The organism is Streptomyces sp. NPDC053665 (assembly GCF_055585285.1).
In genome coordinates this window covers 124,443-139,245 of the sequence record NZ_JBVJKK010000010.1, presented here as the reverse complement: position 1 = coordinate 139,245, position 14,803 = coordinate 124,443, and the positions used below count along the sequence as shown (strand labels likewise).

Below are 14,803 nucleotides of genomic sequence, written 5' to 3'. Positions count from 1 at the left end.
TGCCGTAAGCGCCGCGTGTGAGGACGGCGCATCCCCTCCATGGGGGCGCGCGCCGTATTGGTTCGCGCCCCCATGGGGTCCGGGTCGGGGTCCGGGTCAGCGGATCGGCCGGTGGACGTTCTCCCGCTGCGAGGGCCCCGCGGTCGCGTCCGCGATCCAGGGCCCGTCGGTCGACGGGTCGACGATGCCCTGCTCGAGCCACTCGTAGGTGCCGGACAGCACGCCCTTGACGACCTTGCGGTCGAGGTCGTCGGTGTTGGTCCACAGCCGGGTGAACAGTTCCTCGACGCGGATGCGGGCCTGGCGGCAGAAGACGTCGGCGAGCTGGTAGGCCTCGCGGCCGTTCTCGCCCCGGGCGCGCAGGTGCTCGGCGCGCACGCAGGCCGCGCTCATGGCGAACAGTTCGGCGCCGATGTCGACGATCCGGCCGAGGAAGCCCTGCTTGGACTCCATGCGGCCCTGCCAGCGGGACATGGCGTAGAAGGTGGAGCGGGCCAGTTTGCGGGAGGTGCGCTCGACGTAGCGCAGATGCCCGGAGAGGTCCACGCCGTGCTTGAACTCGGCATAGGAGGTGGGGAGCCGGCCCGGGCCCACGACCAGCTTCGGCAGCCACTTGGCGTAGAAGGCGCCCGCGTTCGCGCCGGCCTTCGCCTTGTCGCTCAGGGACTTCTCCGGGTCGATGAGGTCACCGGCGACGGAGAGGTGGGCGTCGACGGCCTCGCGTGCGATCAGCAGGTGCATGATCTCGGTCGAGCCCTCGAAGATGCGGTTGATGCGCAGGTCGCGCAGCAACTGCTCGGCCGGGACACCGCGCTCGCCGCGCGCCCGGAGCGAGTCGGCCGTCTCGAAGCCGCGTCCGCCGCGGATCTGGACGAGTTCGTCGGCCATCGTCCAGGCCATCTCGGAGGCGTAGAGCTTGGCGAGGGCGCCTTCGATGCGGATGTCGTTGCGGTCCTCGTCGGCCATCTGCGCGGCCAGGTCCGTCACGGCCTCCAGGGCGAAGGTGGTGGCCGCGATGAAGGAGATCTTGGAGCCGACCGCCTCGTGGTGGGCGACGGGCTTGCCCCACTGCTCGCGGGCCGCCGACCACTCCCGGGCGATCTTCAGGCACCACTTGCCGGCCGCCACACAGGACGCGGGCAGCGACAGCCGCCCGGTGTTGAGGGTGGTCAGGGCGATCTTCAGGCCCTGGCCCTCCTCGCCGACCCGGTCGGCGGCGGGGACGCGCACCTGGTGGAAGCGGGTGACGCCGTTCTCGATGCCGCGCAGGCCCATGAAGGCGTTGCGGTTCTCGACCGTGACGCCCGGCGCGTTGGTCTCGACGACGAAGGCGGTGATGCCCCCGCGGTGCCCCTCGCTCCTCGGCACCCGGGCCATGACGACCAGCAGGTCGGCGACGACGCCGTTGGTGGTCCACAGTTTCACGCCGTCCAGGACGTAGTCGTCGCCGTCCGGGATCGCCGTGGTGGCGAGGCGGGCCGGGTCGGAGCCGACGTCGGGCTCGGTGAGCAGGAAGGCGCTGATGTCGGTGCGGGCGCAGCGCGGCAGGAAGCGCTCGCGCTGCTCCTCGGTGCCGAACAGCTTCAGCGGCTGCGGCACGCCGATCGACTGGTGCGCGGAGAGCAGCACGCCGATGGCGGGGCTGGCGGAGCCCGCGAGCGCGAGGGCCTTGTTGTAGTAGACCTGCCCGAGGCCGAGGCCGCCGTACTTGGTGCCGATCTTCATGCCGAAGGCGCCGAGCTCCTTGAGGCCGTCGATCACCTCGTCGGGGATGCGGGCCTCGCGTTCGATGAGGGCGCCGTCGACCTTCGTCTCGACGAAGTCGCGGAGCTTGGCGAGGAACTGCTCGCCGCGCTGGGCCGCTTCCTCCTCGGGCACGGGGTGGGGGTGGATGAGGTCGAGACGGAAGCGGCCGAGGAACAGCTCCTTGGCGAAGCTGGGCTTGCGCCAGTGCTGTTCCCGGGCGGCCTCCGCCACCGCGCGGGCCTCGCGCTCGGTGACGGCGGGACGGGAGGAGGGGGTGGTGGAAGCGGACATGAGGGGCACCTCGCCGCATGTAGGTGGAGGAAGGATCGTTTCGTTACCGACCGGTGCTACGGGATCGTTGGTACCCGAAAGCGGACTCCCCCACCAGTCCTCGCGCGTCCGTTCGGCCGAAGCGGCCCCGGGGCGGACGCCGCCCCGGCCGGGCGTGCGCCGGCGGTGTCGCCTCGCCGGGTGGATCGGGACGCGGAGCGTTCCGGGAAACCCTTCATCGAAGCGCTTCGACAACCTATGGACACCCACTCCCGCCGCAGCTACTGTCGAACCACCCTCACCTGCCCGCGCCGGCCCGGCGCGCTGTCGAAGCGCTTCACAACCCTGGAGAGCCGGATGGTCACCCTCGCCGAGGTCGCCCAGCACGCCGGAGTCTCGGCGAGCACGGTGAGCTATGTGCTCAGCGGCAAGCGGTCCATCTCCGCGGCCACCCGGCACCGGGTGGAGCTGAGCATCCGCGAGCTCGGGTACCACCCGAACGCCGGCGCGCGTGCCCTGGCCAGCAGCAGGTCGAACATCATCGCGCTGATGATCCCGCTGCGCACCGACCTGTACGTGCCCGTGATGATGGAGATCGCCATCGCCGTGGCGACCTCCGCGCGCACCCACGGCTACGACGTGCTGCTGCTCACCGGCGAGGAGGGCCCGGACGCGGTGCGCCGGGTCGCCGGGAGCGGGCTCGCCGACGGGATGATCCTCATGGACGTCGAGCTCGACGACGAGCGGCTGCCGCTGCTCCAGGCGGCGGACCAGCCGTCGGTGCTCATCGGGCTGCCCGCCGAGACGGCCGGGCTGACCTGCGTCGACCTGGACTTCCGGGCGACGGGCGCGCTGTGCGTGGAGCACCTGGCCGCACAGGGGCACCGTGACATCGCTGTCATCGGGGAGGCCCCGGCCGTCTACGAACGCCACACCGGCTTCGCCGAGCGCACGCTGGACGGACTGCGCTCGCGCGCCCGGGAACTGGACGTCCGGCTGCTGCACCGGCCGTGCCAGGGCGGGTACGACGCGGTGGCCGTGACGCTCGCCCGGATCCTCGACGAGCGCCCGGGCACCTCCGGGCTCGTCGTGCAGAACGAGTCCGCGGTCGAACCGCTGCTCGCACTGCTGCGCCAGCAGGGCCGGGCCGTGCCCGAGGACATGTCGGTGGTCGCGATCTGCCCCGACCAGGTGGCCACGCAGTCCTCGGTGCGGCTGACGTCGGTCGCCGTCCCCGCCCAGGAGATGGGCCGGCGCGCGGTGGAGCACCTGGTCGCCAAGCTCGGCGGGCGGGACGGCGACGAGGTCGTGCTGCTCCCTCCGGAACTGACCGTCCGCGCGAGCACGGGACCGGCGCCGAGCCGCGCCTAGGCGCACCCGCCCCCGTCCTCGCCGCCCTCAGCAGCCCGCCTCCTCCCGGGGGGCCGCCATGTCCGCACTCCTCCAGGAGCACAGGAGCCCGCGTGAACCAGTCTGCCGAAACCCAGCCCCAGGTGAGCCTGGCGCAGTCCTCCCCCACCGTCGGCGTCTTCCGCGAGCGGGACGGCGCGCTGGAGTGGAGCGGCCGCCAGGAGACCCTGCGGATCGAACCGTGGGGCCCGGACGCCGTGCGGGTGCGGGCCCGACTCGGCGGCCCGGTCCTCGACCGGCTGCCGGGCGCCCTGCTCGACGAGGCGCCGGCCACGGCGTCCACCGTGAAGATCGAGGACGGCACCGGGCGGCTCACGGTGGGCTCGCTCACCGCCGAGGTGAACGGCGAGGGCCTGGTCCGCTTCCTGCGGACCGAGGACCGCGGCGAGCTGCTCGCCGAGGAGCGGGCCCACTTCTGGTGGCCCGGCCCGCGCCTCTACACCGCCGTCGGCAACGGCCACCACCGGCTGGAGCAGCGCTTCGCCGCCTACGACGACGAGCAGCTGTACGGCCTCGGCCAGCACCAGCACGGGCGGCTCGACCACAAGGGCCTGGTGCTGGACCTCGTGCAGCGCAACGCCGAGGTCACCATCCCGGTGCTGACCTCCAGCCGGGGCTACACCCTGCTGTGGAACAACCCGGCGATCGGCCGGGTGGAGCTGGCGCACAACGGCACCCGGTGGGTCGCCGACTCCGCCCGGCAGATCGACTACTGGATCACCGCCGGGAATCCGGCCGACGGCCAGCGCCGCTACAGCGCGGTGACCGGACGGTCCCCGATGCTGCCCGAGTGGGCGGCCGGCTTCTGGCAGTGCAAGCTGCGCTACCGCACCCAGGACGAACTCCTGGCGGTGGCACGGGAGTACCGGCGCCGGGGCCTGCCCCTGTCGGCGATCGTGTGCGACTTCTTCCACTGGACGCACCTCGGCGACTGGAAGTTCGACCCGAAGGAGTGGCCGGACCCGGCGGCGATGGTGCGCGAGCTGACGGACCTGGGCGTCAAGCTGGTGGTGAGCGTCTGGCCGTCGGTGTCACCGCTGAGCGAGAACCACCCGGTGCTCGAGCAGCGCGGCTGGTTCATCGGCACCCAGTACGGCCCGGTGGCGCACGCCGACTGGCCCGACAAGGAGGTCGCCTCCACGGTCCAGGTCGCCTTCTACGACGCCACCCACCCCGAGGCCCGGGCGTTCGTGTGGTCGCGGATCAAGGAGAACTACCTGGACCCGTACGGCATCACGGCGTTCTGGCTGGACGCCTGCGAGCCGGAGCTGAAGCCGGGCTTCCAGGAGAACCTGCGCTACTGGGCGGGCCCGGGCCTGGAGGTCGGCAACCTGTACCCGGCGGAGAACGCCCGCACCTTTCACGAGGGTCTGGCCGCCACCGGCGAGGAGGAGATCGTCACGCTCAACCGCTCGGCCTGGGCGGGCAGTCAGCGCTACGGGGCCGCCCTGTGGTCGGGTGACATCGGCACGGACTTCCCGACCCTGCGCCGGCAGATCGCGGCCGGGCTCAGCACGGCCCTGTCCGGCATCCCGTGGTGGAACACCGACATCGGCGGCTTTCACGGCGGCGATCCGGACGACCCGGCCTACCGGGAGGTGATGGTCCGCTGGTTCCAGTTCGGCGCGCTGTCCCCGCTGATGCGCCTGCACGGCTTCCGCGACCCGGGGATGCCCCTGGGGCCGGACATGACCGGCGGCCCCAACGAGGTGTGGTCCTACGGCGAGGAGGCCGGGGCGGTCCTGGAGAAGTACCTGCGGCTGCGGGAGCGGCTGAGGCCGTACGTCATGCAGGTCATGCGCGCGGCGCACGAGGAGGGGCTGCCGGTGATGCGGCCGCTGTTCCTGGAGTTCCCGCGGGACCCGCTCGCCTGGCAGGTCTCCACCGCCTACCTCCTCGGGGCCGACCTGCTGGTCGCGCCGGTGCTGGAGCCGGGCGCCACCACCTGGACGGTGTACCTCCCGGCGGGCGCCGCCTGGACCGACGCGTGGACCGGTGAGACGTACCAGGGCGGCGAGGCCGTCACCGTCGACGCCCCGCTGGACCGCATCCCGCTGTTCCTGCGGGACGGCGCGCGGCTGCCGATCGCGGAGCAGGCGGGCTGAGGGGCCGGCCTCCCCGGGCGGGGAGGCCGGCCCACCGCACCGGCCGCGCGATCAGCTGCTGCTGACCGTGAGGTTGTTGGTGGTGAAGTTCAGGCCGCCGGACGACGAGGTGATCTCGTAGCCGAACTGCACGTCGCCGATGGTCTCGTTGCCCATCCACTTCTTGGTGTCCTTGATCCACTTCAGGATCGGCAGGATGTTCACGCTGCCGGCGGTGGAGTCGGACGTGCGCAGGAACGAGAAGACCTCGTTGGCGCCGTTGCTGCCCTTGTAGACGTTCCAGGTGTGGCCGCCGAGGCCGACGGTGCCCTGGGAGGTCCCCAGCGGCCCGACGGCACCGTGGTAATTCACCCAGAGCATGATCTCGTAGTCGTGGTCGGTGTCCCAGATGTCGTACGAGGAGTTGTACGCGCCGGCCGCCGGGACGGTGACGTCGTAGGAGCTGCTGAGCGAGGACAGGGAGGTGATCGTCTTGTTGATCACCTTCTTGGAGTTGGGGTAGGACTTGATGCCGCCGGTGCCGGGATGGTCGGCCCAGACGCCCCAGTTGGTGCCGGAGTTGGCCCAGATGCACTGGCGGCCGGCGCCGGACCCCCAGATGTTGTTGTAGAGCGTGTAGCCGTTCAGGCCGGTGTTGCCCCATTGGTCGCAGGAGTTCCAGACGGCCGCGGAGGCGGGGGCGGAGGCGAGGCCGACGGTGACGCCGAGCGCGAGGGCCGGGGCCGTCAGCGCCTTGGTGATCCTGCTCGGGATGCGTGATGCCATGGTGTCCCTTCCATGGGTGGGGGGATGCGCGGGAGGGGGATCACCGCGCTCTCAGGGTGAGGACGCGGTCCTCCCCGGCGACGAGGTCGAGGAGCTCGGCACCGGAGGAAGTCCTGAGGTCGACGCGGACGGTGCGGTCCGGCCGGAGCACGGCCCTGGCCTCGCCGTCCGGGTGCCAGACGAGGTCGAGCCCGGCCCCGAACCGGGTGCGCACGCCGCGCAGCGCGCCGGCCGTGAGGTGCGCCGGCAGCGCCGGGAACAGCACCAGCCGGCCGGGGGTGGACTGCACGAGCGTTTCGATCAGCACCGCGGGCAGGGTGTGCGCCGCGTCGGCGTTGTAGACGTCCCGGCCGGGGTAGTGCGCGCTCATCAGGGAGGCGTGGAAAAAGTCGTTCTCCAGGATGCGGCCGAGGGCGCGGGCGACGCCGTCCGCGTCCCGCAGCCGGGCCGCCACGAGCGCGTGGTGCAGGTGGCCGTGCGCGGAGGCGTTGCCGACACCGCGCAGTTCCAGCGCGCGGTGGGCCGCCGCCGCCAGTGCGGGGGTGTCGTAGGGGGTGATCTCCTCCAGCGGCCAGACGCCGTAGAGGTGACTGAGGTGGCGGTGGTCGTAGGTGTCCTCCAGCCCCGGCCAGGCCCATTCGGCCAGCGCCCCGTCCGCGTTGATCCGGTGCGGCGGGAGCCGGTCGGCCAGGGCCGTCCAGCGGCCGGCCCGCGCGGTGCCGGGGTGGAGGGCGGCGGCCGTGCGCAGGGCGTGGCGGGCCGCCGAGAGGTCTATGGCGGCGTTGAGGGTGCCCCAGCCCGCGTTGGCGGGGCGGTTCTCCGGCGAGTACGAGGGGACGACGACGAGGTGGCCGTCGCCGTCGGTGCGGGTCAGGAAGTCCTCGTAGAAGAGGGCGACTTCGGCCAGTGCGGCGGCCGTGCGCGGGTCGCGGGTGCCGTGGGTCTCGTCGTGGTCGACGAGCGGCTTGAGCAGCCAGTCGGCGCCGGCCGTCCACAGGTGCAGGGGGTACTCGCGGCTGAAATGGTACGCGTGCCCGCACGCCCCGTCGCTGTGCGCGGGGGCCACCACGCCCCGGGCGCCGAAGATCGCGCGGGCGTTGTCGCGCCAGTCGGGCAACTGGCCGTGGACCAGGCGGGCATGGGCTTCGGTGACCTCGGGCAGGGCGGCCGCGGCGGCGGAGGCGATCTGGAGGTTGAGGTTGGCGTCGTGGGTGAACGCGCCCGACCAGGCGGTGTTCCAGTCGCCGGTCCACAGTCCGGTCAGGCGCGGCGGGAACAGGCCGCTCGCACTGAGCAGGTGGTAGCGCCCGGCGGCGAACAGCCGCTCCAGCAGGGCCGCGCTGCGGGGCCGCTTCAGCAACGCCGAGCCGGGCAGGGCGCGTTCGGCGGGGGTGGCGGCGAGGTCGAGGGTGACGCGCTCGTAGGCGGTGCGGTGCCGGGCGAGGTGGCGGTCGAGGAGTTCGTCCGGGTCGGCGGGCAGCTCGCGCAGGGCCCGGCCCTCGTCGACCACGTCCAGCTCGCCGGTGTGCCGTCGCACCCGGGTCAGGAGCAGCACCGAGGTGGCGCCCTCGACGCGCACGCCCGGCGCCACGAGCGTCGTCCGGCCGCCCGTGACGGCGATCCGGGTGACGCCGGTGCAGGCGAGGTCGCTGCCCGGATGGCGCAGGTGGACGCTCAGCAGGGCGCCGTCGGGCGTCAGGACGGCTCCGTGCCCGACGGAAGGAGCGGCCGGGGCGCCGGGCAGCCGGTGGTCCAGTTCGACCCGCAGGGCTCCGCCCGGCCCGGTGACGTGCTGGACGATCACGTCGTCGGCGCGTGAGACGAAGACCCGGCTGGTCCAGCCGTCGCAGGACGTACGGACGGTGCCGGTGGCGAAGTCGACCTCGCGGCGGTAGCCGGTGCCGGCGCCGGCCGGCCGGTCCAGCCGGATTCCGAAAGCGGGGTGGAACGCCCGCACCCACCGGAGGGGACGGCCGTCGGTGAAGCCCTCGGCCGCGCCGGTGTCGCCGGCCAGCAGCCGGTCCTGCACCCCGGGCAGGGCCGCGGCCAGCTCGGGCGGCCGGGTGCCGCCCTCGCCCGGCCGGACCAGGGTGTGATGGGTGACGACGACCTGTTCGGCGTCCGGTTCGCCGAACACGAGGGCGCCGTGATGGCCGTTGCCGCTCAGGAAGCCGTCCTCCCAGCGGGCGGCGGGCCGCGGCTCCCAGGTGCCGTGCACGGGGGCTGCGTGGGTCATGGCCGGAGCACCGCCGCCCCGTAGCGGCCGAGGGTGACCCGGCCGGTGACGTCCGTGCCGGTCAGCAGGTCGTGGTGGGTGCCCGGCACCTCGACCGTCACCGGCTCGCTGCCGTGGTTCAGCACGAACAGCAGCTCGCCCCGGCGCACGGCCTCGACCCGGTCGGGCAGCCCGTCCAGCACCGGGCGCACACCCGCCTCCCGCGCGACGGACGCCAGCAGGTCCCGCAGCGGCCCGGGTTCCGGGAGCGTGGAGAAGTACCAGGCCCGGCCCTTGCGCAGGACCGCGGGGAGCCCGTCGAGCTCACCGCCCCGGTAGGGCACGGTCTCCTCGGCGGTGCCGTCGCCCTCCAGTTCCTCGGACCACAGGGTGCCCCGGAAGCCCTCGCAGGCCACGGTCTCCCCCGCCTCCAGCGGCCACCACTCGTGCAGGGTGCGGATGCCGAACAGCCGCCGCAGCCGGGCGTCCATCCCGCCGGGTCGCACCCGGTCGTCCTGGTCGGCGACCCCGGTGAGGAAGCCGCAGACCAGGGTGCCGCCCTGCCGCGTGTAGGCCAGGAGGTTGCCGACGGCCGCGTCGGTGAGGGCGTACAACTGGGGCACGACGACCAGCGCGTAGGGCGTCAGGTCGTGCTCGGGGTGGGCGAAGTCGGTCGTCAGGTGGGCCTGCCACAGGGCCCGGTGCCAGGCGCTCAGCACGTCCGGGTACTCCACCCGGCCGGACGGGCGGCCGTCCTGGTCGCCGGCCCACCAGGCGTGCCAGTCGTGCAGGACGGCCACCCGCGCGGGGACGGACCGCCCGGTCACGGCGGGCGCGATCCGCTCCAGGTCGGCGCCGAGCCGCGTGATCTCCTGGAAGGTGCGCCCCTCCTCACCGGCGTGGCCGAGCATCCCGGAGTGGAACTTCTCGGCGCCCTGCCGGGACTGCCGCCACTGGAAGTAGCAGACCGCGTCGGCGCCCCGGGCGACCGCCTGGAGCGACCACAGCCGGTTCAGGCCCCGGGGCTTGGGGTGGTTCACCCCGCGCCAGTTGACCGGGCCCGCGGCCTGCTCCATCAGCACCCACGGCCCGCGCGCCTGGGAGCGGGTCATGTCCTGCACCAGCGCGCCGTGCTGGGCGCCGAGCGGGTCGCGCGGGTCGGGGTAGAGGTCGACGGAGACGACGTCCTCCTCCCGGGCCCAGCGCCAGGCGTCGACCCCGGACCACAGCGGCATGAAGTTGGTGGTGACCGGCACGTGCGGGGAGTGCCGACGGACGATGTCCCGCTCCGCGGTGCAGCACTCCAGGAGCATGTCGGAGGTGAAGCGGCGGAAGTCCAGCACCTGGCCGGGGTTGCGCAGGTAGTGCGGCAGGCGGGGCGGCAGGATGCCGTCCCAGGTGTCGTAGTGCTGGCCCCAGAAGGCGGTGCCCCAGGTCTCGTTGAGGGCGTCGAGGGTGCCGTACCTCGCGCGCAGCCACCGCCGGAAGGCGGCGGCTGCCTGGTCGCCGTGGTCGGCCGTGCAGTACTCGTTGTTGATGTGCCACAGGGTGAGGGCCGGGTGGCCGCCGTAGCGGGCGGCCAGGTCCTCGGTGATGGCGGCCGCGTGACGGCGGTAGGTGGCGCTGGAGTGCGAGAAGTGCTGCCGGCCGCCCCACCACTCGGTGCGCCCGTCCTCGGTGACGGGCAGGGTGTCGGGGTGCAGCCGGCCCAGCCAGGGCGGGGGCGAGGAGGTAGGGGTGGCGAGGACGACACCGATGCCGTGCTCGTGCATCAGGTCCATCAGTGTGTCCAGCCAGCCGAACTCCCGTGCGCCCGGCTCGGGTTCCAGCTTCGACCAGGAGAAGACGCCGAGCGTGACCGAGTTGACGCGGGCGGCCTTCATCAGCCGGACGTCCTCGCGCCAGGTCTCCTCGGGCCACTGCTCCGGGTTGTAGTCGCCGCCGAACAGCAGGCGGCCCCGGGTGACGTCCTCCAGGCCGGGCATCAGACGGGCTCCCCGTACTGCACGCCCCGCCCGTTGGTCGCCACGTAGACCCGGCCGTACACGCGCGGGTCGCCGGTGACGGTGGCGCCGATCCAGCCCCACTGGTGCCGGTCGTCGTTGACGCGCACCCAGGTCCTCGCCTCGTCGTCCGAGCGGTGCACCGCGGTGGTCGTCCCGGTGGCGCCGACGAGGTAGAGCGCCGGGTAGGAGGCGCCCTCGGCCGCCTTGCCGAAGCCCAGGGTGTAGGCGGCCCAGCAGCTGTCCACCTTGCGCAGGCTCGTGCCGCCGTCGGTCGAGCGGTACAGCCCGTTCCACTTCAGGCTCAGCCACAGGTCGCCGGAGCGGCCCGGGGCGGCTGCCAGCTGGTACTCGCTGTCGCCGGCGCTCGGTGCGGACGCCCGGGCGGAGAACGTCAGGCCGCCGTCGGTGCTGGCGTGCAGGGTGCCGGTGGTGGTGTCGAAGGCGTAGAAGCGGGCCGGGTCGACCGGGTCGGCGACCGGTGTGGCGCCCCGGGGGAAGGTCGGCACCTCGGCCCAGGTGCGGCCGTTGTCCGCCGAGCGGTGGGCGGGGTGGGCGGTGCCGAAGGACCACAGCAGCACGCCGCCGTCGGCCCCGGTGGCGATCGGGCCGGGCGCGGTCCGGGCCGCGTCCGGCTGGGAGGCGAAGGGCGCCCACGTCTGCCCGCCGTCGTGCGAGAAGGCGCCGTTGCCGTGGTCGCCCCACCCCGCCCGGACCACGTAGGAGGGCCGGGCCGGGGCCAGGGCGAGCCCGGTCGAGGTGGCGAACACCGGGTCGGTGGCCATGCCGCGGGACGGTGAGGCCGTGAGCCGCTCGTGGTACATGACGCCGACGTCCCCGCAGCCGCTGAGCAGATGGGCCTCACCGGCGGGCGGGGAGAGCAGCTGCCGGACGGACGCCTCCTCCACGCCCCGGATCTGCGGGGCCCAGTGCCTGAGGTCGCGGGTGCCGTAGAGGGTCGCCCCGGTGCCGTGGACGACATGCCCGGAGTCGAACGGGTCGAGTCCGAGAGCCTGGATCCACCAGCCGAACTTGGGCGCGTCACCGCCCCACTCGAGGTAGGGCGTCTCCGAGACGTCGAGGACGGCCCGGTCCTTCAGGGACGTCCAGGTCCGGCCGCCGTCGGTGGTGCGGAAGACGGTGTCGACCAGGGCCCAGCGGTTGTTGGTGGACACGACCACGGTGCCGGGGCGGCGCGCGTCGACGGCGGCGCCGCCGTAGCCGAAGGTGTCCCTGCCCCCGTCCTCCGTGCGGCCTCCGGGCCGGACCGGCGTGACCTCGGTCCATCTCCCGTCCGTCGTGCGCAGTTTGTGCACGCTGCCGTCCGACTGGCCGTTGGGGCCGGGGGCGTCGGCGTAGGTCACGTACAGCTCGCGGGTGTGCCGGTCGTACGCGGCCCGGACCGGCACCCGGGCGGCCGCGCCGGTGGGCTGTCCGGGGACGGCCTCCCAGGTCGTGCCGTCGGAGCTGCGGTACAGGGCGGGTCGGCCGGCCGTGCCGTCGGAGTCGCCCCAGCCGGCGTAGACCGTGCGGCCCGCGGCGACGAGGAGGGTGATGCCCTGCCCGGTGGGACCGGGGGTGGCCGGGAAACCGGCAGGGGCCCAACTCGCGCCTCGGTCGGTCGACTTGAGCAGGCCGTCGTGCCGGGTCCCGAGCCAGAGGGTGTCGCTGTCGCGCGGGTCGACGAGCAGTCGCTCCCCGCAGCCGCGCCCGTCCTCGTTCGCGCCGAGCCTGACGGTCAGGTCGGTGCGCTGCCAGGTGGCGCCCCGGTCCCCGGAGCGCAGCACGGCCCCGTTGCCGGCCCAGGGCTGCGTGTAGGCGCCGAGCGCGAGGTACAGCCGGTCCGGGTGGGCCGGGTCGACGGCCATGGCCTCCACCCCGAGCAGGTTCCAGTCGTCCCAGCCGAGGTGGTCGGTCAGCGGGATCCACCGGCCGGACCGGTCCTCCCAGCGGTAGGCGCCGCCGATGTCCGTGCGCAGGTAGGCCAGTCCGCGGACGGTGGGGTGGAACAGCACGCCCGTGACGAATCCGGTGCCGCCCTGGACGACGTTGCGCCAGCGGTATTCGCCGCGGGCGTCGGGCGCGGCGGCGTGTGCCCGCCCCTGTGCCGCCGGCAGGGAGGCGGCCGCTGCGGCGACCGCGGTCCCGGCGAGGACGGAACGCCTGCTCAAACCGAACGTGCTCATGACATACCTCGGTTTCCTCGGTTCCTGGGCGGGGCTGGGTGGGCGCCCTCCGGGGCGGGAGGACCGTGCGGCGGGCGACGGAGCGCAGCGCGCGGGCGCCGGCCTGCGGTCAGCCCTTCACCGCGCCCGTGAGCATGCCCTTCTTGAAGTGCTTCTGGACGAACGGCGAGACCACGGCGACCGGCAGCAGCGCCATCATCATCACGGCCATCTGGATCGCGAGCCCGGAGATCTGCCCCGTCTTGATCGCCTGGCTGACGCCCACCGGCGCCTCCTGCTTCTGCACCAGCTGGATCATGACGTTCTGCAGCGGCATCATGTCCTGGTCGCTCAGGTAGATCGACGCGTTGAACCAGGCGCTCCAGTACCCCACCGCGTAGAACAGCGTGATCACCGCGATGACGGCGCGCGAGAGCGGCAGGACGATCTGCCGGAGGATCCGCCAGTCCCCCGCCCCGTCGATCCGCGCGCTGTCGACCAGCTCCGGCGAGATCCCCATGAAGAACGCCCGCAGCACCAGGATGTTGAAGACACTGATCGCACTCGGGAGGATCAGCGCGAGATAGGTGTCGGTCAGCCCCAGCGACTGCACCAGCAGATACGTCGGGATGAGACCGGCCCCGAAGAACATCGTCGCGAGCAGGGTCATCAGCAGCCAGCGGTGCCCCAGCGACCCGCTGCGGGACAGGCCGTAGGCGGCCAGCACCGACACCGTCATGGAGAACGCCGTGCCGACGAGGGTGACGCACACGCTGACGACGGCGGCCCGGGTCACCTGCCCGCCGCTCAGCAGCTCCTGGTAGGCGACGAAGGTGATGCCCTTCGGGATCACCACGAGGCCGCCGGCCGCGTTGATGGTCTGTTTCGAGGACAGGCTGGTGACGATGACGATCCACAGCGGGAAGAGCACCGCGAGGCACGCGCCCGCCAGGACGATGCCCTTGCCCGCGACCCCGGCCCTGCTGGGCTCCTCCTCCCACACGGGCCGCGGCGGGGCCTCCCAGAAGCGGGGTGCGCGCGCCGCCTCGTCGCGGGCGGCCCTGTCGATGACGGCGGTCACTTCCTGTACACCCCCTGCTCGCCCATGAAATGGGCCACCTTGTTCGCGGCGAGGACGAGCGCCACGCTCACCAGGCCCTTGATCAGGCCGGCCGCCGCCGCGTAGCTGAAGTCCTGGTTGCGGACGCCGTTCCACCACACATAGGTGTCGAGGACCTCCGCCGCCCCCGGTCCCACCGCGTCACGTTGCAGCAGGATCTGCTCGAAGCCGACGGTCAGCGCGTCACCGACCCGCAGCACCAGCAGCAGGGCGATCACGGGCCGCAGCGCGGGCAGCGTGACGTGCCACATCCGGCGCCGGCGCCCGGCCCCGTCCATGGCCGCCGCCTCGTAGAGGTCGGGGCTCACGGAGGCGAGTGCGGCGAGGAAGACGATGACGCCCCAGCCCGCGTCCTTCCAGACGCCCTCCGACGTCACCAGGAACGCGAAGATCCCCGGGTCGGTCATCAGGTCGAAGCCCTCGTGTCCGTGCTGCCGGAGGGTCTGCGCGATGATGCCCGCCCCGCCGAAGATCTGCTGGAAGACGGTGATCACCAGCACCCAGGAGAAGAAGTGCGGCAGGTAGAGGATCGCCTGCGACACCGCGCGGATCCGGGGCCTGAGCACGCTGTTGATGAGCAGCGCGAGCACGATCGGGACGGGGAAGAACAGCACCAGCTGGAGACCGAACAGCACGAGCGTGTTCCGTACGGCGTCCCAGAACGCCGAGTCGGCGAAGATCCGCTCGAACTGCTCGACGCCCACCCACGGGCTCTCCAGCATCGCGACGAAGCCGTTGTCGCTGACGTAGGGGTCGTACTCCTGGAAGGCGACGACATTGCCCAGGATCGGTATGTAGTTGAAGACCAGGACCAGCGCGACGGCCGGCAGGGTCATCAGGATCAGCGTGCGGTCGCGGCGGAACCGAAGCCGGAGGCTCAGCTTGCCGGAGAGTCTCCTCCCGCCCGGCCGCTCCCCCGCGGCGTCCGCCGCCCGGGAGGCCGTCTCGGTGGTCTCCGCCTCGGCCCTGCTGCGCGGCACCGTGCTGTTCGACACGGACGTCTC

The 14,803-nt window shown here is 73.0% G+C and carries 9 protein-coding genes; 2 read left to right on the top strand and 7 right to left on the bottom strand.

The genetic code is table 11. From position 1 onward, the window contains the following. Positions 1–96 precede the first annotated feature (96 nt). On the bottom strand, positions 97–2,037 hold the full coding sequence (locus tag ACZ6ZN_RS31470; protein WP_469651524.1) for an acyl-CoA dehydrogenase family protein: 1,941 nt from the start codon (positions 2,035–2,037) through the stop codon (positions 97–99). Positions 2,038–2,373: 336 nt separating this feature from the next. On the opposite strand from ACZ6ZN_RS31470, the gene ACZ6ZN_RS31465 reads away from it, so the two are divergent. After that, entirely contained in the window at positions 2,374–3,387 is a 1,014-nt protein-coding gene (locus ACZ6ZN_RS31465) for a LacI family DNA-binding transcriptional regulator (protein WP_451877118.1), read from the top strand. A 92-nt stretch (positions 3,388–3,479) separates the two neighbouring features. Further along, a complete protein-coding gene (locus ACZ6ZN_RS31460; RefSeq protein ID WP_469651523.1) occupies positions 3,480–5,531 on the top strand; it encodes a glycoside hydrolase family 31 protein in 2,052 nt (683 codons plus the stop codon). A 51-nt stretch (positions 5,532–5,582) separates the two neighbouring features. Here ACZ6ZN_RS31460 and ACZ6ZN_RS31455 read toward each other — a convergent pair whose 3' ends face one another. The 6 genes from ACZ6ZN_RS31455 to ACZ6ZN_RS31430 form a co-directional block, all read right to left on the bottom strand. Next, positions 5,583–6,296 carry a glycoside hydrolase family 12 protein gene (locus ACZ6ZN_RS31455; protein WP_469651521.1) on the bottom strand — a complete coding sequence of 238 codons (714 nt, stop codon included), beginning with the start codon at positions 6,294–6,296 and terminating at the stop codon, positions 5,583–5,585. A 40-nt stretch (positions 6,297–6,336) separates the two neighbouring features. Next, positions 6,337–8,532, bottom strand: a complete 2,196-nt coding sequence (locus tag ACZ6ZN_RS31450) for a glycosyl hydrolase family 95 catalytic domain-containing protein (RefSeq protein WP_469651519.1) — start codon at positions 8,530–8,532, stop codon at positions 6,337–6,339. Beyond that, positions 8,529–10,496, bottom strand: coding sequence for a beta-galactosidase (locus ACZ6ZN_RS31445; RefSeq protein ID WP_469651516.1), 1,968 nt, complete (start codon positions 10,494–10,496; stop codon positions 8,529–8,531). Before ACZ6ZN_RS31445 ends, ACZ6ZN_RS31450 begins: the two co-directional genes overlap by 4 nt. Continuing rightward, entirely contained in the window at positions 10,496–12,700 is a 2,205-nt protein-coding gene (locus tag ACZ6ZN_RS31440) for a 1,4-beta-glucanase (RefSeq protein WP_469651513.1), read from the bottom strand. The genes ACZ6ZN_RS31445 and ACZ6ZN_RS31440 overlap by 1 nt, the downstream gene beginning before the upstream one ends. A gap of 109 nt (positions 12,701–12,809) precedes the next feature. Next, the gene (locus ACZ6ZN_RS31435; protein WP_469651510.1) at positions 12,810–13,760 is read right to left on the bottom strand and encodes a carbohydrate ABC transporter permease; all 951 of its coding nucleotides are present in this window, start codon (positions 13,758–13,760) and stop codon (positions 12,810–12,812) included. Then, positions 13,757–14,794, bottom strand: coding sequence for an ABC transporter permease (locus tag ACZ6ZN_RS31430; protein ID WP_469651508.1), 1,038 nt, complete (start codon positions 14,792–14,794; stop codon positions 13,757–13,759). The genes ACZ6ZN_RS31435 and ACZ6ZN_RS31430 overlap by 4 nt, the downstream gene beginning before the upstream one ends. Positions 14,795–14,803: the final 9 nt, after the last annotated feature.